The 18893-nt window shown below is 74.1% G+C and carries 15 protein-coding genes; 7 read left to right on the top strand and 8 right to left on the bottom strand.

What is annotated here, in order from left to right; genetic code table 11:
- Positions 1-161: 161 nt before the first annotated feature.
- Positions 162-1175, top strand: coding sequence for an ATP-binding protein (locus AB0442_RS13310; RefSeq protein WP_366162673.1), 1014 nt, complete (start codon positions 162-164; stop codon positions 1173-1175).
- Between the two features lie 358 nt (positions 1176-1533).
- The gene (locus AB0442_RS13305; RefSeq protein ID WP_366162672.1) at positions 1534-3918 is read left to right on the top strand and encodes a solute carrier family 23 protein; all 2385 of its coding nucleotides are present in this window, start codon (positions 1534-1536) and stop codon (positions 3916-3918) included.
- A gap of 72 nt (positions 3919-3990) precedes the next feature.
- On the opposite strand, the gene AB0442_RS13300 is transcribed toward AB0442_RS13305, so the two are convergent.
- Positions 3991-4443, bottom strand: coding sequence for a hypothetical protein (locus AB0442_RS13300; protein WP_366162671.1), 453 nt, complete (start codon positions 4441-4443; stop codon positions 3991-3993).
- 764 nt (positions 4444-5207) lie between these two features.
- Between AB0442_RS13300 and acs the strand changes: the two genes are divergently transcribed.
- The 5 genes from acs to AB0442_RS13275 all read left to right on the top strand — a co-directional run bounded on the left by acs (position 5208) and on the right by AB0442_RS13275 (position 11157).
- Positions 5208-7163 carry an acetate--CoA ligase gene (acs, locus tag AB0442_RS13295; RefSeq protein ID WP_366162669.1) on the top strand — a complete coding sequence of 652 codons (1956 nt, stop codon included), beginning with the start codon at positions 5208-5210 and terminating at the stop codon, positions 7161-7163.
- A gap of 609 nt (positions 7164-7772) precedes the next feature.
- A complete protein-coding gene (gene nhaA, locus AB0442_RS13290) occupies positions 7773-9038 on the top strand; it encodes a Na+/H+ antiporter NhaA (protein ID WP_366162752.1) in 1266 nt (421 codons plus the stop codon).
- A 115-nt stretch (positions 9039-9153) separates the two neighbouring features.
- Positions 9154-9615 carry a phage holin family protein gene (locus AB0442_RS13285; protein ID WP_344622821.1) on the top strand — a complete coding sequence of 154 codons (462 nt, stop codon included), beginning with the start codon at positions 9154-9156 and terminating at the stop codon, positions 9613-9615.
- Positions 9616-9793: 178 nt separating this feature from the next.
- Positions 9794-10813 carry an alpha/beta hydrolase gene (locus AB0442_RS13280; RefSeq protein ID WP_366162667.1) on the top strand — a complete coding sequence of 340 codons (1020 nt, stop codon included), beginning with the start codon at positions 9794-9796 and terminating at the stop codon, positions 10811-10813.
- A 137-nt stretch (positions 10814-10950) separates the two neighbouring features.
- Entirely contained in the window at positions 10951-11157 is a 207-nt protein-coding gene (locus AB0442_RS13275) for a hypothetical protein (RefSeq protein ID WP_366162665.1), read from the top strand.
- A gap of 30 nt (positions 11158-11187) precedes the next feature.
- Here AB0442_RS13275 and AB0442_RS13270 read toward each other — a convergent pair whose 3' ends face one another.
- From AB0442_RS13270 to AB0442_RS13240, 7 genes are all read right to left on the bottom strand, one after another.
- The gene (locus AB0442_RS13270; protein WP_366162664.1) at positions 11188-12372 is read right to left on the bottom strand and encodes a MarP family serine protease; all 1185 of its coding nucleotides are present in this window, start codon (positions 12370-12372) and stop codon (positions 11188-11190) included.
- A gap of 58 nt (positions 12373-12430) precedes the next feature.
- Positions 12431-13150, bottom strand: a complete 720-nt coding sequence (locus AB0442_RS13265) for a CoA pyrophosphatase (protein WP_344622825.1) — start codon at positions 13148-13150, stop codon at positions 12431-12433.
- Positions 13147-14004, bottom strand: coding sequence for an endonuclease III (gene nth, locus AB0442_RS13260; protein ID WP_366162662.1), 858 nt, complete (start codon positions 14002-14004; stop codon positions 13147-13149). The genes AB0442_RS13265 and nth overlap by 4 nt, the downstream gene beginning before the upstream one ends.
- Before the next feature lie 62 nt (positions 14005-14066).
- Positions 14067-14717, bottom strand: coding sequence for a hypothetical protein (locus AB0442_RS13255; protein ID WP_366162660.1), 651 nt, complete (start codon positions 14715-14717; stop codon positions 14067-14069).
- A gap of 58 nt (positions 14718-14775) precedes the next feature.
- Positions 14776-15309, bottom strand: coding sequence for a histidine phosphatase family protein (locus AB0442_RS13250; protein WP_366162751.1), 534 nt, complete (start codon positions 15307-15309; stop codon positions 14776-14778).
- A gap of 77 nt (positions 15310-15386) precedes the next feature.
- On the bottom strand, positions 15387-16385 hold the full coding sequence (locus AB0442_RS13245; RefSeq protein ID WP_366162658.1) for an acetylxylan esterase: 999 nt from the start codon (positions 16383-16385) through the stop codon (positions 15387-15389).
- 120 nt (positions 16386-16505) lie between these two features.
- Positions 16506-18893: a glycoside hydrolase family 3 N-terminal domain-containing protein gene (locus AB0442_RS13240; RefSeq protein ID WP_366162657.1), complete on the bottom strand. Its 2388-nt coding sequence runs from the start codon at positions 18891-18893 to the stop codon at positions 16506-16508.

Genomic DNA, 18893 nt, shown 5'->3' with positions numbered 1-18893 from the left:
CCCCCGCACAGCAACCCCGGCATCACCCGATCGAGGCAATCCGGCGTTCCCACCCGCGCGGCGTACCAAACCACCGCTAGCATGACCGCTATCGGTGACGATAACGATTTCCAACATCCCTTCGGCGGCGCCGGCCGCCGCAGCGAGAGCCGGAGCCCTAGATGAAGATCGCGTTCGTCGGCAAGGGCGGCAGCGGCAAGACGACGCTGTCCGCGCTGTTCATCCGCCACCTGGCCGCCGCCGGCCGCCCGGTGATCGCCGTCGACGCCGACATCAACCAACACCTGGGCCCGGCACTCGGACTGACGGACGACCAGGCCGCCGGACTCCCCTCGCTGGGCGCCCGCCTGCCGGAGATCAAGGAGTACCTGCGCGGCGACAACCCGCTCATCGGGTCCGCGGAGGAGATGATCAAGACCACTCCCCCCGGCCGGGGTTCGCGACTGCTGCGGATCGTCGAGGAGAACCCGGTGTACGCCGTGTGCGCCCGCCCGATCGCGCTCGACGAGGGGTCCGTCCGGCTGCTGGCCACCGGCGCCTTCACCGAGGAGGACCTCGGCGTCGCGTGCTACCACTCCAAGGTCGGCGCGGTGGAGCTGCTGCTCAACCACCTGGTCGACGGCCAGGACGAGTACGTGGTCACCGACATGACCGCCGGCTCGGACTCCTTCGCCTCCGGCCTGTTCACCCGCTTCGACCTCACCTTCCTGGTCGCCGAACCGACCCGGAAGGGCATCTCCGTCTACCGCCAGTACAAGGAGTACGCGCGCGACTTCGGCGTCGCCCTCCGGGTCGTCGGCAACAAGGTGCAGGGGCCGGACGACCTGGCCTTCCTACGCCGGGAGGTGGGCGACGACCTGCTGACGACCTTCGGACAGTCCGACTGGGTGCGGCGGCTGGAGCAGGGCGCCGAGCCCGCCCTGAGCCTGCTCGAGCCGGCCAACCGCAGCACCCTGGAGGAGCTGAAGGCCGCCGCGGACGCCGCGTTCGGGCTGCGGGACCCGCGGAAGTACACCGCTCAGGCGGTCCACTTCCACCTGCGCAACGCCGAGAGCTGGGGCAGCGCCAAGGTGGGCCGGGACCTCGCCGAGCAGGTCGACCCGGAGTTCGTGCTCGGACCCGACGGCGCCACCGCGGACCGCGGCACGGCCGGGCTGGGCGCGGCCCGGGTCTGATCCCCCACCCGCTGCCGCCGGACGAGGCGCTGCGGCAGCACCCCCGGAAGGGCCGGCGGACACCCACTGAGCTGGGCGTTCGCCGGCCCTTCCGGCTGTCGGGTTCCCGAGCCGACCGGCCTCCACTCATAAAGGTGAATCCAACGCTCCGGCCTGTCGTTCGTATTCACGCCGTGCAAAGATCTCATTACTCTCGGTTTACCGAATCTTGGCAGACCGGAGTGATGGTCCTTGGGCCCCGCGGATAGCCGCCGCGCCCACACCATCCCGCCACACCGTCGCGATCCACGACAGCCGATCCGCTGACAGCACCACCACCGGACCTGACTGCGTACGTTCCCCCGGAAGACGGGACACCATGACCCTCGACATCTCCTCCGCACCCATCGCCTCGGACACCACCGACCACGCGCCGCCGTACGGCGGCCGGTCGTCCGGGTCGGCGCCCCGCCCCGGACGGGCGGGCGGCCGAGGCCGCTCCGCACTCCTCCACGACCTGCCGGCCTCGCTGGCGGTCTTCCTCATCGCGGTGCCCTTCTCCCTCGGCATCGCCCTCGCCACCGGCGCGCCACTGACGGCAGGCCTGGTCGCCGCCGCCGCCGGCGGCCTGGTGGCCGGTCTGCTCGGCGGCACTCCCCTCCAGGTCAGCGGCCCCTCGGCGGCCCTGACCGTGATCACCGCCGGTGTGGTCGCCCAGTACGGCTGGCGGATCGCCTGCGCGGTGACCGTCGCGGCCGGCCTGCTCCAGCTCCTGCTCGGCTCGCTGCGCGTGGCCCGCGCGGCGCTCGCCGTCTCCCCGGCGATCGTGCACGGGATGCTGACGGGCGTGGGCCTCGCCATCGCCATCGCCCAGCTCCACGTCGTGCTCGGCGGATCGCCGCAGAGCTCCGCCCTCGCCAACCTCCGCGCGCTCCCGGGTCAGTTGGCCGGGCCCCACCCGCCGGCCCTGGCGGTCGGCGCGCTCGCCGTCGCCGTGCTCTTCTGCTGGCCCCGCCTCGGCCGCCTCCCCGGTGCCGCCGGCCGGATCGGCACACGGCTCGCCCGGCTGCCGGCCGCCCTCGTCGCCGTCGCCGCGGGCACGACCCTCTCCCTCACCCTCGGCCTGCACCTCGCCCGGGTCGAACTGCCCGGCTGGCAGCACCACGCACTCGCCGCGGCCCCGAGCGGCCGGCTGCTCGCCGAGCACTGGTCGGACCTGCTCACCGTGGTCCTGACGGTCACCGCCGTCGCCGGTGTGGAGTCGCTGCTCTCCTCGGTCGCGGTCGACCGGATGACGCACACCACCAGCGACCTGGACCGCGAGCTGCGCGGCCAGGGCCTGGCGAACATGGTCTCCGGCCTGTTCGGCGGCCTGCCGGTGGCCGGCGGCGCCGTCCGCAGCACGGCCAACGTGCAGGCCGGCGCCGTCTCCCGGTGGTCGGCCGTCCTGCACGGCTGCTGGGTGGTGCTGGCCGCACTGGCCCTGGCCGGCGGGCTGCGCCGCATCCCGCTCGCGGCCCTGGCCGCCCTCGTGCTCGTCGTCGGCGTGCAGATGGTCAGCTACGCCCACATCAGGCGCATCCACCGGCACCGCGAGTTCCCGGTCTACCTGGTCACCGTGCTCGGCGTGGTGGGCCTCGGCGTCCCGCTCGGCGTGACGCTCGGCGGAACGGTCGCCGGCCTGCTCGCCCTCCACCGGCTGACCCGCGCCCGCGTCGACGTCACCGCCGAGCCCGACGGCTCCCACCGCGTCCGGACGCACGGGCCGCTCACCTTCGCCGCCGTCCCCCGGCTCAGCCGCACCCTCGGCCGGATTCCCCCCGGCGCGGCGGTCACCGTCCACCACGACGGCAGCTTCCTCGACCACGCCGCGTACGAGGCGCTGCACACCTGGCGGGCCATGTACCAGGCCGCCGGCGGGCGGGTCGCGATGGTGACCGACCAGCACGGCCGGGACGCGGCACTCGACCCCGACGGCACCATGGAGCCGGATCCGGCCGCAGGAGCGCGGCAGTTCCGGGCCTGGACACCGTGGATGGGCCACCACAGCATCGAGCAGGACGGCGGCGACGCACACGGCCGACTGCTCGACGGCGTGCGGGGCTTCCAGGAGCACACCGCACCACTCGTCCGGCAGGAACTGGCCCGGCTCGCCCGCGAGGGCCAGACGCCCTCACAGCTGTTCCTCACCTGCGCCGACTCGCGGATGGTCACCAGCATGATCACCAGTAGCGGCCCGGGCGACCTCTTCACGGTCCGGAACGTCGGCAACCTCGTCCCCGCCCCCCACGAACCGGGCGCTGCGGACGACTCGGTGGCGGCTGCCGTGCAGTACGCGGTCGAGGTGCTGGAGGTCGGCTCGATCACGGTCTGCGGGCACTCCGGCTGCGGCGCGATGAAGGCCCTGCTGGACGGCATCCACGAGCAGCCCGGCACGCCGACCCCGCTCGTGCGCTGGCTGCGCAACGGCCGTGGCTCGCTCGCCCGCTCCAAGCGTGCGCCCGCGAGCTTCACCGACCGACCCGCCGCCGACCCGGTCGAGGAGCTCTGCATCACCAACGTGGTCCAGCAGCTCGACCAACTGCTGGCCAATCCCGCGGTCGAACGCCGCGTGGCCGCCGGCACCCTGCGTCTGGTCGGGATGTACTTCGACTTCGCGACCGCCCAGGCGTACGTCCTGGACAACGGCACCGGGCGGTTCGCCCCGGTCTCTGCCGAGCACTGCGGCGAACCGCTGCAGCAGCGAACACCGGTGACGGCCTGACGCCCGTCTGCACGACGGCCGGGCCACGGCGGCAGAGCGACCACGCCTCCGCGACTCCCCTGTGACCGCCCGTCAGGCCAGTAGCAGCTTCGCCAGGTCGGCCGGTGTGACGTACCCCGGCCACCGGCCGTCCGAGAACAGATGGACACCGGCGTCCAGGTAGCACTGGTCGACCAGCTGGGAGCAGATCATGTGGCGGCTGCTCGCCACATAGCCCTTGATGAGCGGACCGACCGGCAGACGGAGGCGGTGCGCGGCCAGCGCGAAGTAGTCGGCCGCGCTGTAGGGCACCCCGATGTACCCGCGGGCGGCCGCGACGACAGCCGCCCGCTGGGCACCCGTCAAGGCGTACCTGCCGGTGGACCAGAGCGCCGGTCGGCCGTCGTACACCGAGAGGGGGCGCAGTTCGGCGCCGCCGGGCTGCGCCTCGACCAGTCGCCCGTCGCCCACGAAGACGAAGGCGTGCTCGTAGTCGGCGAAACCGCTGCCGTTGAGCCACTGGCCGATCCGGATGAGGCGACTCACCCGGCCGTCCATGCGGACGACGGCGAAATCACCGGGGAGGGGCACGGAGGAGGATCGCGGAGGTGCGGCCGACATGACTCTGCCCCCCTCACGCGAGGGTGCGTCGTTGGTCGGGCCCGCGGCCGAAGCCACAGGCCCGCCCGGTCAGTGGAGTACCGATGCGTCGGGTCGTCAAGTACTCCTGCAGCATCCGTTCCACGGCCGACGGCGATCCGTAGCCGGCTGCCCCGGCGGAACCGTCGCAAGCGCCCACCGACCGCACCTCCACCGCCGCCGGACGGACAGCCGCGGCAAGCACGCTGCGCACCCCACCGGTCCACGGGTCCGTCCGACCCACCCGCTCCGCACGGCGCCCCCCCCGGAGGCACACCCGGCGGGCACCGCGCCGCGCACGCCTCCACCCGACGCCTGGCGCCGGGTGGCCGATCGTGCCTCCGTCCGTGCACCCACGCCGCCGGAGCCGGCCTCCCGACGTTCACCTGCACCTCGGCCGTGCGGGGCCGCCCGTCCCGCCGCCGTCCCGCCGCGCGCCGCCCCTGCCACTCCCCGCCCCCGCCTCTGTGCCGCTCCCCGTCTCGTTCCCGTCCCGCTCGGTGCCCGCCGGGCACTCGGACCGGTCGGCGGCGAACCCCGCGAAAGGTCTACACCAATTCTCGGGAGGCTCTTGTCAACACACCCGTTCGCCTGATGAGCTGTGTGCTGGGACACACGGGACAATCCCGCAGGGGATCACCCGGCAGATGAGACTCGATGAGGAGTGCGCGTTGAGCAACGAGAGCCTGGCCAATCTGCTCAAGGAGGAGCGCCGCTTCGCGCCGCCGGCCGCCCTGGCCGCGTCCGCGAACGTGACCGCGGACGCCTACGGGCAGGCCTCCGAGGACCGGCTCGCCTTCTGGGCCGAGCAGGCCCGCCGCCTCTCCTGGTCCGTCGAGCCGACCGAGACCCTGGACTGGAGCAACCCCCCGTTCGCGAAGTGGTTCGCCGACGGGCGGATCAACGTCGCGTACAACTGCGTCGACCGGCACGTCGAGGCTGGCCTCGGCGACCGGGTCGCGATCCACTTCGAGGGCGAGGGCGGCGACACCCGCACCATCACCTACGCCGACCTGAAGGACGAGGTCTCGCGGGCCGCGAACGCGCTGCTCGAGCTGGGCGTCCACAAGGGCGACCGGGTGGCGATCTACCTCCCGATGATCCCCGAGGCCGTCGTCTCGATGCTCGCCTGCGCCCGGATCGGCGCCACCCACTCCGTCGTCTTCGGCGGCTTCTCCGCCGACGCCGTCGCCTCCCGCATCCAGGACGCCGACGCCAAGCTCGTCATCACCGCCGACGGCGGCCACCGCCGCGGCAGGCCGTCCGCGCTCAAGCCCGCCATCGACGAGGCGCTCGACCGCTGCCCCGGTGTCGAGCACGTCCTCGTGGTGCGCCGCACCGGACAGGACACCGCCTTCACCGAGGGCCGCGACGTCTGGTGGCACGACGTCGTCGACCGCCAGTCGACCGAGCACACCCCCGAGGGCCACGAGGCCGAGCACCCGCTGTTCATCCTCTACACCTCGGGCACCACGGGCAAGCCGAAGGGCATCCTGCACACCACCGGCGGCTACCTCACCCAGGCCTCCTACACCCACCACGCCGTCTTCGACCTCAAGCCGGAGACCGACGTGTACTGGTGCACCGCCGACATCGGCTGGGTCACCGGGCACTCGTACATCGTGTACGGGCCGCTCGCCAACGGCGCCACCCAGGTCATCTACGAGGGCACCCCGGACACCCCGCACCAGGGCCGGTTCTGGGAGATCGTGCAGAAGTACGGCGTGACGATCCTCTACACCGCGCCGACCGCGATCCGCACCTTCATGAAGTGGGGCGACGACATCCCCGCCAAGTTCGACCTGTCCAGCCTGCGGGTGCTCGGCAGCGTCGGCGAGCCGATCAACCCCGAGGCGTGGGTCTGGTACCGCGAGCACATCGGCGGCGGCCGCTGTCCGATCGTGGACACCTGGTGGCAGACCGAGACCGGCGCCATCATGATCAGCCCACTGCCCGGCGTCACCGAGACCAAGCCCGGCTCCGCCCAGCGCGCGCTGCCCGGCATCGCCGCGACCGTGGTCGACGACGAGGCCCGTGAGGTCCCCGACGGCTCCGGCGGCTACCTGGTGCTGACCGAGCCGTGGCCGTCCATGCTCCGCACCGTCTGGGGCGACGACCAGCGCTACCTGGACACCTACTGGTCCCGCTTCGAGGGCCGGTACTTCGCCGGCGACGGCGCGAAGAAGGACGAGGACGGCGACATCTGGCTGCTCGGCCGGGTCGACGACGTCATGCTGGTGTCCGGCCACAACATCTCCACCACCGAGGTCGAGTCCGCGCTGGTCTCGCACCCGGCGGTCGCCGAGTCGGCCGTGGTCGGTGCCACGGACGCCACCACCGGCCAGGCCATCGTCGCCTTCGTCATCCTGCGCGGCACCGCCGAGGCCGACGACGACCTGATCGCCGACCTGCGCAACCACGTCGGCCGCACCCTCGGCCCGATCGCCAAGCCCAAGCGGATCCTGCTGGTCAACGAGCTCCCCAAGACCCGCTCCGGCAAGATCATGCGTCGCCTGCTGCGCGACGTCGCCGAGAACCGCGAGATCGGCGACGTCACCACGCTCGCCGACTCCTCGGTGATGAACCTCATCCAGGCCCAGCTGCCGACCGCGCCGAGCGAGGACTGACACACCATCACGGGCCGGCTCCCCGCTCTCGCGGGGCGCCGGTCCGTGGCGTGTCCGGCGAACGCGGTGAAGCCCGGGTCGAACCGTGGTGGCGGAGCAGTTCCCCGAGCAGCTCGCCGCCCTCGGCGCCGACGACGATAGGGACGACCTGCGGTTCGCGCATCCGGTCGCACGCCGTCCGGGGGACGGTGGCCGACGGCCCTCCCGGTGCCCGGTCGCGTCGCCCGGCCGCCGCCGTCGGCCTGCATAGACTGCGCCCGATCCGCCGCCGTCGCGCACTCCGTAGAATGCGGTGGGGCGTCAGGACCGCTCCGAGGCGCGCCGGGAAGTCTGGTCGGCATCCGTACGACAGGTGTCCCCCGCACGGGGAGATCGCCCGCCCGAGCCCCAGGAGGTCCCGCCGTGGCCACACCGCCCGCGCCCGACCAGCCGCCCGTGCCCGACCGCCCGCGCCGCCCGGACCCGCAGCCGCAGACCCCGTCCGACCGGACGGACGCGACCGAGGAGACGGGCACCGCCGCGGACACGAACGCGGACACCGACACGGGCGCGGCCGTCGACACGGGCGCCACCGGCACGGGCGCCACCGCGGAGACGGGCAGGCAGCGCCTGACGTTCCTCGGGCTGCTGCCGCTGCCCGAACGGCGGATCATCCTGGACGCGCTGCGCACCGAGACGGTCGGCGGTGTGCTGCTGCTGCTGGCCGCGGTCGCCGCACTCGTGTGGGCCAACGTCTGGCCGGGTTCCTACGAGTCGGTGAGCGAGTACACGATCGGGCCGTCGAAGCCGCTGCACCTGGACCTCACCGTGGAGGCCTGGGCCGCGGACGGGCTGCTGGCGATCTTCTTCTTCGTGGCGGGCATCGAGCTCAAGCGCGAGTTCACCTCGGGCGAGCTGCGGACGCCGAGCGCGGCGCTGCTTCCGGTGACGGCCGCGGTGAGCGGGGTGGTCCTGCCCGCGGTGATCTTCACCCTGGTGAACCTCGCGCCCGGCGGGCACCCCGGAGGCTGGGCGATCCCGACCGCGACGGACATCGCCTTCGCGCTCGGCGTGCTGGCGGTGGTGGGCAGTCAGCTGCCGTCCGCGCTGCGGGCCTTCCTGCTCACGCTCGCGGTGGTGGACGACCTGATCGCGATCCTGATCATCGCGGTCTTCTACACCTCGGAGATCAAGTTCTGGGCGCTGGGGCTGTCGCTGGCCGGGCTGGTGCTGTTCTGGCTGCTGAACCGGCGCGAGGTGCACGGCTGGTACCTCTACGTGCCGCTGGCGCTGGTGATCTGGGCGCTGATGCACGAGAGCGGGGTTCACGCGACGGTGGCCGGTGTGGCGATGGGCATGCTGCTGCGCTGCCGCACCCGGCCGGGCGAGGAGCACTCCCCCGGCGAGCACGTCGAACACCTGGTGCGGCCGCTGTCGGCGGGTGTCGCGGTGCCGCTGTTCGCGCTGTTCGCGGCCGGGGTCCCGGTGTCGGGCAAGGCGCTCGCCGAGGTGTTCTCGGAGGCCGCCCCGCTCGGCGTGGTGCTCGGTCTGGTGGTGGGCAAGTCGATCGGGGTGTTCGGCGGGACGTGGCTCGCGGCGCGCTACACCCGCGCGCAGCTCAATCCGCAGCTCGGCTGGGGGGACGTGTTCGCGCTCTCCACCCTGGCGGGCATCGGCTTCACCGTCTCCCTGCTGATCAGCGAACTGGCCTTCCCCGACGACCACGCGTTGGCCGAGCAGGCCAAGGAGGCCGTGCTGACGGGTTCGGTGCTGTGCGCGGTGTTCGCCACCGTCCTGCTGAAGCTCCGCACCCGGCACTACCGCCTGCTGTACGAGGAGGAGAACGTGGACTCCGACCACGACGGCGTCCCGGACGTCTACGGGCGCCCGAACTGACGCGCAGTCTCCTGACACGCCGCCGAACCGGGGGCCGGAGTGGTGTGCGGACTGCCGGGGGAGGCATGATGCTGAGCTGTCGAACGAGTGCAGCCGCCGCGAAGGAGAACCGCCGATGTCCGCAGGAACCGCAGGCCGGGCCCCCTACGAGGGCGAGCGTTCCATCGGCGAGCTGTTCGCGGCGGCGACCAACGACCTCTCCGCCCTGGTGCACGACGAGATCGCGCTGGCCAAGGCGGAGATCCGGGCCGACGTCAAGCGCGGTGTGACCGGGGGCGTCTCCGTCTCGGTCGCCGGCGTGGTGGCGCTCGCGTCCGTCCCGATGCTGAGCTTCGCCGCGGCCTACGGCCTGCAGGCGCTCGGGCTGACCCTCGGCTGGTCCTTCCTGATCGTCGGCGGCGCCTACCTGCTGCTGGCCGCGCTGCTGGGCCTGCTGGCGGCGCGCTCGTTCAAGAAGATCGAGAAGCCGCACCGGACGATCGAGGGCGCCCAGGCCACCGCTGACGTGCTGAAGAACGCGCGCCCGCGGCCGGCCACCAAGGAGGAGATCGACCGCGCGCTCGGCCGGATCCGCTGACCCGCGGGCGACGCGCACCGGTGTCCGTCCCCGGGCTCGTCAGGGTGTCCGTTCCCGGGCCCGTCAGGGTGTCCGCCACCGGGCCGGTTCCGGTGTGCGGCCGCTCCGTGCCGGATCGTTGCGAAGCGACGCGAGTGCCGGAGACGTGTTCGTAGCACGCGTATGACAGGCTCTCGGTATGCCGCTGGACCAGAAGCCCGTACCCGCGAAGCCCGCCGAGCCCCGTCCCGGGACCTCCCGGCCCGCCACGGGACGGCCCGCGCCCGGACCCGCCGGGGACCCTGCGGGTGCCGGGGTCGCCTGGAGCGTCCGCTCGCCCGGGCCGTGGACGCACCGCGACCTGGCCGCCAACGGGGCGCGCTTCCACATCGCCGAGGCCGGTGACGGCCCGCTGGTGCTGCTGGTGCACGGCTGGCCGGAGTACTGGTGGGCCTGGCGCCACCAGCTGACCGCGCTCGCCGAGGCCGGGTACCGGGCGGTCGCCCTGGACCTGCGCGGCATCGGCGGCAGCGACCGCACGCCGCGCGGCTACGACCCGGCCAACCTGGCGCTGGACGTCACCGGCGTGATCCGGTCGCTCGGCGAGCGGCACGCCCATCTCGTGGGCCACGCCACCGGCGGTTCGCTCGCCTGGGTGGCGGCGGTGATGCGGCCCTCGGTGATCCGCAGCCTGACGGTCGTCTCGGCGGCGCACCCGCGGCACCTGCGCCGCGCCCTGCTCACCGACCGGCGCCAGATCGCCGCCTTCGAGCACGTGCTGGGCTTCCAGCGGCCGTGGATCCCGGAGCGGCGGCTGGTCGCGGACGACGCCGCCCTGGTCGGCGAGTACCTGCGGGCCTGGACGGGTCCGAACGGGATCGAGCCGGAGGCGGTGGAGGCGTACCGGCAGGCGATCCGGATCCCGTCCACGGCGCACTGCTCGATCGAGCCGTACCGCTGGCTGATGCGGTCGATGGCCCGCCCGGACGGCCTGCAGTTCGCGCGCCGGATGAAGAAGCCGATCACCGCGCCGACGCTGCACGTCCAGGGCGCCGCCGATCCGGTGCTGCTGGCGCACACCGCGCTGGGGGCGGGCGAGTACGTGGAGGCGCCGTACCGGTGGCGGCTGCTGCCCGGGGTGGGGCACTTCCCGCACGAGGAGACCCCCGAGCAGTTCACCGAGGAACTGCTGGCCTGGGTGGGGCAGCACAAGGACTGAGCGTCGGGTCGGCCCGCCCGTACGGCGTATCCGAACCAGGACCCGATAGTCTGACCATCACTCATATGACAGTCGCATAAGCCAGGTGGGAAGTCCGGAGACGGTTACTCCTCCTGGCCCAGGGGCATCCTCCCGGTATGACCTGGATGCCCGATCGCGATGCCGCACCGCGCCGACGCCGTCGTGGGAGCAGCAGCTCGCAGAGCCAGTCCCACCAGTCCGAGTGGCGCCGGGGGGGCGCCCCCGGACAGCCGGACGGCACCGGGGCGCACGGGCTCGGCATCCCCCGTATCCTCGGCCGGCGGGCCCGCTGGGTGGGTGCCCGCCTGCGCCGCGAGGGCTGATCCGGCCACCGGCGGCGCCCGGGCGGGCGGTCAGAGCGCGCAGCCCTCGGTGTCCACCCGGGCGGTGGCGCTCTCCCCCAGCGTGGCGTCCTGGTGCACCTCGGCGGCGGTGAGCACGTAGCCGGTGTCGGCGCTGTCCAGCGACTTGGCGAAGACCACGCCGTACACCTCGCCGTTCGGGCTGAGCAGCGGGCCTCCGCTGTTGCCCTGGCGGACCAGCGAGCGCACCGAGTACACGTCGCGGACGACCTGGCCGCGGTGGTAGATGTCCGGCCCGTTGGCCTGGATCCGGCCGCGGATGCGGGCGGGCTGGACGTTGAACGAGCCGTTCTCCGGGAAGCCCGCGACGATCGCGCTGTCGTTGGTGCGCGCCTCGCCGGCGAAGGACAGCGCCGGGGCGTTCAGCTTGGGGACGTCGAGCACGGCGATGTCCCGCTGCCAGTCGTACCGGACCACCGTCGCGTCGTAGACCCGGCCGGTGCCGCCGATCTGCACCGTGGGCTCGTCGACGCCGCCCACCACGTGCGCGTTGGTCATCACCCGGTGCGGGGCGAAGACGAAGCCGCTGCCCTCCAGCGTCTTGCCGCAGGACGGCGCCGTGCCGACCACCTTCACCAGGCTCTGCCGGGCCCGCTGGACGGCCTCGCTGCCGGCCAGGGCCGGGTCCGGCGCCTCGACCTCGGTGATCGGCTCGTGCTCGAAGGGGTTGAAGACCTGCGGGAAGCCGTTGCGGGCCAGCTCCTTGCTGAAGTCGGAGAACCAGTTCGGCGCGTCCGAGGGCAGCACGCCCTGCACGGTGGAGAGCACCGTCGAGGTGCGGACCTGCTTGGAGACCGTGGGCAGCGAGGTGCCGGCCAGCGCCGAGCCGATCAGCCAGGCCACCAGCAGCATCGAGATCACGTTGACCACCGAGCCGCCGATCGCGTCCAGGGTCTTCGCCCGCCCCCTGCCGATCCTGCCGCGCAGCTTCCAGCCGAAGTGCGTGGTGACCGCCTGGCCCACCGCGGCGAACACGATCACCACCACGACGGCGACCACCGAGGCCGTGGTGCCCGGGCCGAGCCGGTGCAGCAGCAGCGGCAGCAGCTGGACGGCGATCAGGCCGCCGCCGAGGAACCCGAGGACGGAGAGCACGCCCACCACGAAGCCCTGCCGGTAGCCGGACACGGCGAAGCCCACCGCGGCGGCGATCAACAGCAGATCCAGGACATTCACGCCGATACCCTCCCATGGACGGAGCCCGGGACCGCCACGGGCCACCTGGTCCGGCGACTCAGCGCGGTGCGGGAGATCCCCTGTCGTGCTGCCGGTCGGACCGGGTGAGGTTCAGCGCCTCCTCGGAGAGGGTCAGGGTACGCCGGACGTCCCACGGACGTTCCAGGCCGCTGTAGTGCAGCACCCGGTCGATCACCCCGGCGGTGAAGCCCCACACCAGCCGGCCCGCCACCTCGAAGGCCGGACCGACGTGGCCCGAGGGGTGGCGCAGCCGGGCCCGGTTCGCCGGGTCGGTGAGGTCGGTCAGGGGCACCCGGAAGACCGCGCCGGTCTCCGCCGGGTCGACCGGCCCGACCGGGGTCTCCCGGCGCCACCAGCCCAGCACGGTGGTCACCACGAAGCCGGAGACCGGGATGTACAGCGCGGGCAGGGTCGCGAAGACCTGCACGCCCGCCGGGTCCAGACCGGTCTCCTCCTCGGCCTCCCGCAGCGCCGCGGCGACCGGGCCGGGGCCGGCCGGGTCACCGTCCTCCGGGTCTAGGGCGCCGCCGGGGAAGGACGGCTGGCCGGCGTGCGACCGCAGCGAGCGGGCCCGCTCGATCAGCAGCAGGTCCGGTCCGGTCTCGCCCTGGCCGAAGAGCATCAGCACCGCGGAGGGCCGGCCGCCGGAGGCCGGCGGCAGGAAGCGGCTGAGCTGCTCGGGGAGGACGGTCTCGGCGGCGGTGCGGACCGGCAGCAGCCACTCGGGCAGGCCGTCCCGTTCGATGGCGACGGTCATCCGGCGACCGCCATGTCCGCGACCTCGCCGTCGTGCGCGTCGGCCTCGGCGCGGGCCGCGGCCTCCCCGGGGAAGTCGGCGGGCGGGCGCAGCCGCTGGCCGGGCTTGCCGGCCAGTTCGTACTTGAGCAGCTTGGCGGCCTTCTCCGGGTCGGTCTCGCCGGCTCCGAAGGAGGGGCAGAGGGCGGTGATCGGGCAGGCGCCGCAGGCCGGCTTCTGGGAGTGGCAGACGCGGCGGCCGTGGAAGACGACCCGGTGCGAGAGCATCGTCCACTCGGACTTGGGGAAGATCGCGGCGACGGCGGCCTCGACCTTCTCCGGGTCCTCCTCCTGCGTCCAGCCGAAGCGGCGGACGAGCCGGCCGAAGTGGGTGTCGACGGTGATGCCGGGGACGCCGAAGGCGTTGCCGAGGACGACGTTGGCGGTCTTGCGGCCGACGCCGGGCAGGGTGACGAGGTCCGCCAGGCGGCCGGGGACCTCGCCGCCGAAGTCGTCCCGCAGCGCGGCGGACAGGCCGAGCAGCGACTTCGCCTTGTTCCGGAAGAAGCCGGTCGGCCGGATGATCTCCTCCAGCTCCTCCGGCACGGCGGCGGCCATGTCCTCGGGGGTGGGGTACTTCGCGAAGAGCGCCGGGGTGGTCTGGTTCACCCGCAGGTCGGTCGTCTGCGCCGACAGCACGGTGGCCACCAGCAGTTGGAAGGGGTTGTCGAAGTCCAGCTCCGGATGCGCGTACGGGTACTGCTCCGCGAGCGCCCGGTTGATCCGCCGGGCCCGCCGCACCATCCCCAGGTGGGACTCCGGCTTCCTCGGCTTCGCCGCCCGTGGCCCGGCCGTCCGGGCCTTGCTCTCTGCCATGCAGGAAGGCTACGCCCCGGGGCGGGTCGCGCGGGAACGATCGGCCCGCCCGCCGGACTTCGTCAGCACTGCCAGAGGAAGGCGGCTCGGCCGCACGGCTCGCAGGCGAAGGCGTAGGCGCTGCCGCTGCCGAAGTTCATCGCGGTGAGGTGGTCGGGCCCCTCCTCCAGCTGGACGACCATCGCCATGGCCCGGTCGCAGGACGGGCAGTCGGGCGTCTGGTCGTACTGGAGCCAGGCGGGTTCGCCGCCGAGCTGGCCCAGCGGGTCTTCGTCGCGCCGCTCGAGGCGGGCGGCCTCGTAGTCGCCGCCCGGGTCCGGCCGGTAGGCGACGGCGCGGACGGCGCCGAGCTGCCGGGGGTCGCCGTCGTCCTCGTCGTGGTCGTCGGGCAGCGGGGGCAGGGGCAGCGGGCCGCTGCCGCCGACGGGGAGCAGCAGGGCCAGGTTGCCGCCGGCGCGGGCGTCCCACTCCTGGCAGCCGCCGGGATCGTTCTGGCACATGAACACCGCGAGCAGGGCGCGGCCGTCCGCGGCCCCGGTGCCGGTGTGCCGGCCGAGGTCGTCGAGCAGGACCTGGGCGAGGAACTGCATCGGGCCGCCGCAGGTCGCGCAGTGCGGCCAGGCCGTGCCGGCCGGGGCGAGCGGCAGACCGCCGGTCCGGGTGACCGGGGCGTCGGGGGCGATCGGGCCGGCGTCGGTCATCAGGGTCGTCATGACGGGTCACCCTAGGGTGCGGTGCCGACACCGGTGGGCGCGCGGGGGTGTCACCGCGTCAGAGCGGTTCGCCGCAGCGGAGGTTCCAGCGGCCCGCGCGGCCGCTGAGGTGGGTGGCGGTCAGCGGGCGGACGTCGAGCCGCCAGAAGGCCGCGGCCGGGGCGCCGAGGGCGTGCACGGCGGCGGCGCGGACGACGTCGGGTTCGACGACGGCGGTGACGGCCGGTGCGTCCTGCGGCAGCGCGGCCAGCCAGTCGGCGACCCGGTCCAGCACGGCCTGCAGGGGTTCGCCGCCGTGGGGCGCTGCGGCGGGGTCGGCGAGCCAGCGGGCGAGGGCCTCGGGTTCGGCGGCGGCGATCTCGTCGAGGGTGCGGCCCCGCCAGCGCCCGTTGTCGCAGCCGGCCAGGACGGGTTCGTCGACCGGTGCGGGCAGGCCCAGCGCGTGTGCGGTCTGCCGGCAGCGCGGCGACGGCGAGACCGGGGTGGGGCCGGCCGAGCGGAGGGTGCCGGCGGCGGCCTCGGCCGCGCGCAGTCCGAGGGCGTCCAGCGGTCCGCCGTCGTCGAACCGGGCCTGCCGGACGGCCTCGCTCATGGCCGCCGAGATCAAGGTCACGCGCACTGCCGGTCCTCCCCCGTCCCCACCGACGGTACCCGCCCGCCGGGCTGCGGTCAGGGGCGCCCCTCGTCGGAGGCCCGCCCGGCTCGGGCGCCGAGGTGGCGGCGGAGGAAGCGGAGGGCGGCGGCGTCGTCGTCCGGGCCGCCGGCCTCGTGGCCGTTGTAGCGCCAGACGTCGATCTCCTTCGGTCCGGCGTAGGCGTTGTGGGCGGCGAACACGGTGGACGGCGGGACGGTCTGGTCCATGAGTGCGGCGGAGAACCTGGCGGGGGCGCCGGCGCGGGCGGCGAAGTTCACGCCGTCCACGTAGGAGAGGGTGCGGTGCACCTGTTCGTCGTGGCCGCGGTGGACGGCCAGGTAGTCGGCGATCTCGCGGAAGGGGTGGGCGTCGGTGACCACCACGGCGCGCGGGAAGTCGCAGAGGAACGGCACGTGGGCGACGACCGCGGCGAGGTCGGGGACGAGTCCGGCGGTGGCGAGGGCGGTGCCGCCGCCCTGGCTGTTGCCGAGGACGGCGACCCGGTCCGGGTCCACCTGCGGCAGCGTGCGGACGGCGTCCACGGCCCGTACGGCGTCGGTGAACAGCCGCCGGTAGTAGTAGTCGTGCGGGTCCTCGATGCCGCGGGTCATCACACCGGGGACCTGCGGTCCGGCGGGGCCGGAGTCGGGGGTGTCGCCGCGGCTCCAGACGGAGCCCTGGCCGCGGCTGTCCATCTGCAGGTGGGCGAAGCCGGCGGAGGCCCAGACGAGGTTCTCCAGGACGTGGCCGCGGCCGCCGCCGTAGCCGACGTACTGGACGACGGCGGGCAGCGGGCCGTCCGCCCCGCGGGGCAGCCGGAGCCAGGCCCGGACGGGCTCGCCGGCGTACCCGGGGAAGGTGACGTCGAAGGTGTCGACGGTGGTGAGGCCGGTCGGTACGGGGACGGCGGCGGTGTCGCCGCCCGCGGCCCGGGCCTCGTCGAGGGTCTTCCGCCAGAAGGCGTCGAAGTCGGCGGGCTCGGTCTGGGCGCTGCGGTACGAGCGGAGCTGGTCCTCGGGCAGGTCGGTGTACAAGGTCGGCTCCTTCGGCCGGTGGTGCGTTCCGTCGTGGTCCACCTGCCCCGGCCTCGGCCGCCGCACTCCGGCGAAGCGGTACCGGGGTGCATGGGGCCGGGGCAGGTGGGGTCCGGGGGGCTACCGCACGTCGAGGACGTCGAGCACGTCGAGCACGTCGAGGACGGGGTGCAGCCGGCGGGTGTGGTCGACCGTGCGGACGGGTCCGGTGAGCTCGACCTCGGCGGTGAGCCGCGGGTCGGTGCTGGAGGCGGCGAGACGCAGCTCCAGGGTGCCGGGTTCGACGATCCGAAGGCCGTCCCGGCCGGTGAAGGAGGCCAGGTCGGCGGGGACGGTCGCGGTGATCCGGCACTCCTCGCCGGGGCCGAGCGGCACCCGCCGGTAGCCGATCAGGCGCTGGACGGGCTGCACCACGGAGGCGACCGGGTCGTGCAGGTAGAGCTGGACGACCTCGGTGCCGGGCCGCCCGCCGGTGTTGCGGACGGTGAAGGAGAGCCGGAACTCGCCCGCGGTGTCCGTCCGTCCGGTCTCGACGGCGAGGTCGGACCAGGCGAAGGCGGTGTAGGTGAGGCCGTGGCCGAAGCCGTACGCGGGGGTGGGGTCGGTGCTGGAGACGTCGGTGGGTCCGGCGAGCCGGGCGGCCAGGTAGGAGGACGGCTGGACGCCGGGGCGGCGCGGCACGCTGACGGGCAGTCGGCCGGACGGCTCGACACGGCCGCTGAGCACGCCGGCGAGCGCACCGGTGCCCTCCTCGCCGGGGAAGAAGGTCTGCACGATCGCGGCGGCCTCGTCCACGGCGCGGCCGAGGGCGTAGGGCCGGCCGGCGAGCAGGACGACCACCACGGGGGTGCCGGTGTCGAGCAGGGTGTCGAGCAGTTGCTGCTGGGCGCCGGGGAGTTCCAGCGACTCGGCGTCGCAGCCCTCGCCGCTGGTGCCGCGGCCGAAGAGGCCGGCGCGGTCGCCGAGGGCGAGCACGACGACGTCGGCGCGGCGGGCGAGGGCCGCGGCCTCGGCGAAGCCGGCGGTGCTGCCGTCGTCGACGCCGGTGCCGGTGACGGTGTGGATCTCGGCGCCGTCGAACTCGGCGGCGAGGGCCTCGCGCAGGGTGGGCATCCGCAGGCCGACCGGGGTGTCGGGGTGCTGGCGGCCGACGTGCACCGGGAAGGCGTAGCAGCCGAGCACGGCGGTGGCCTCGTCGGCGTTGGGGCCGATCAGGGCGATCCGGGCGGGCCGGGCGAGCGGCAGGGTGCCGTCGTTGCGGAGCAGGACGACGGACTGCTCGGCGATCTCGCGGGCGAGTTCGCGGTTGCCGGCCGGGTCGAGGTCGACGGTGCCGCGCAGGGCGGCCGGGTCGGTGAGGTCGGCGCCGGCGAGGACGGCCGGGACGGGCGTCCAGTCGGGGTCGAGCAGGCCGAGTTCGGCCTTCTGGACGAGGACGCGGCGCAGCGCCCGGTCGACGAGGCGTTCGGGCAGCCGGCCGGTGGTGATCGCCTCGACGAGCGGTTCGCCGAAGGTCTTCACGGTGGGCAGTTCGACGTCGACGCCGGCGGCGAGGGCGGCGCCGGCGGCCTCGGCCCAGTTACCGGCGATGCCGTGCAGGGTCCTCAGGAAGCCGATGCCGAAGTAGTCGGCGACCACCGTGCCGGTGAAGCCCCAGGTGTCGCGGAGGAGTTCGGTGAGCAGCCGGTCGTCGGCGGCGGAGGGCACGCCGTCGGTGTCGGTGTAGGCGTGCATCACGGAGCGGGCGCCGCCCTCGCGGACGGCCATCTCGAACGGCGGCAGGATGACGTCGGCGCGTTCGCGGGCGCCCATCCCGACGGGGGCGAGGTTGCGGCCGGCGCGGGAGGCGGAGTACCCGGCGAAGTGCTTGAGCGTGGCGACGATCCCGGCGGACTCCAGGCCCTGCACGTAGGCGGTGCCGACGGTGCCGACCAGGTACGGGTCCTCGCCGACGGTCTCCTCGACGCGGCCCCAGCGGGCGTCGCGGACGACGTCCAGGACGGGGGCGAGGCCCTGGTGGACGCCGACCGCGCGCATGTCGCGGCCGATCGCGGCGGCCATCCGGCGGACCAGTGCGGGGTCGAAGGCGGCGCCCCAGGCGAGCGGCACGGGGTAGGCGGTGGCCTTCCAGGCGGCGAAGCCGGCCAGGCACTCCTCGTGGGCGACGGCGGGGATGCCGAAGCGGTTGGCGGCGGCGATCCGCTGCTGGGTGCGCATCAGCGAGAGCGCGCCGGTGGCCGGGTCGACGGGGGCGGTGCCGAACGGCCGGGTGAGCTGTCCGAGTCCGTGCGGCAGCAGGGTGTCGAGGGCGGGCGGCTCCTCCATCTCGTGCTGGTACGGGGCGACCTCGCCGCCCTCGTCGGAGGCGCCGACCCAGACGCCGAACAGCTGGGCGATCTTCTCCCGGAGGGTCATGGCGGCGATCAGGGCGTCGGCCCGTGCACCCGGGTCGCGGGCGGTGTCCTGCCAGGCGGGGACTTCGGAGGCGGTCTCTACGGCCAGGTTCAT

Origin of the sequence: Kitasatospora sp. NPDC085895 (assembly GCF_040702125.1) — a bacterium.
GTDB classification, from domain to species: domain Bacteria; phylum Actinomycetota; class Actinomycetes; order Streptomycetales; family Streptomycetaceae; genus Kitasatospora; species Kitasatospora arboriphila.
This window is presented reverse-complemented; position numbering and strand designations above follow the sequence as displayed.

Bases quoted from the DNA above. Each gene is read 5' to 3' on its own strand.
- AB0442_RS13305 (WP_366162672.1), top strand. From the start codon at position 1,534: ATGACCCTCGACATCTCCTCCGCACCCATCGCCTCGGACACCACCGAC.
- AB0442_RS13240 (WP_366162657.1), bottom strand. From the start codon at position 18,893: ATGAACCTGGCCGTAGAGACCGCCTCCGAAGTCCCCGCCTGGCAGGAC.
- AB0442_RS13255 (WP_366162660.1), bottom strand. From the start codon at position 14,717: ATGACGACCCTGATGACCGACGCCGGCCCGATCGCCCCCGACGCCCCG.
- AB0442_RS13265 (WP_344622825.1), bottom strand. From the start codon at position 13,150: ATGACCGTCGCCATCGAACGGGACGGCCTGCCCGAGTGGCTGCTGCCG.
- AB0442_RS13275 (WP_366162665.1), top strand. From the start codon at position 10,951: ATGACCTGGATGCCCGATCGCGATGCCGCACCGCGCCGACGCCGTCGT.
- nth (WP_366162662.1), bottom strand. From the start codon at position 14,004: ATGGCAGAGAGCAAGGCCCGGACGGCCGGGCCACGGGCGGCGAAGCCG.
- AB0442_RS13250 (WP_366162751.1), bottom strand. From the start codon at position 15,309: ATGAGCGAGGCCGTCCGGCAGGCCCGGTTCGACGACGGCGGACCGCTG.
- AB0442_RS13310 (WP_366162673.1), top strand. From the start codon at position 162: ATGAAGATCGCGTTCGTCGGCAAGGGCGGCAGCGGCAAGACGACGCTG.
- AB0442_RS13285 (WP_344622821.1), top strand. From the start codon at position 9,154: ATGTCCGCAGGAACCGCAGGCCGGGCCCCCTACGAGGGCGAGCGTTCC.
- AB0442_RS13280 (WP_366162667.1), top strand. From the start codon at position 9,794: ATGCCGCTGGACCAGAAGCCCGTACCCGCGAAGCCCGCCGAGCCCCGT.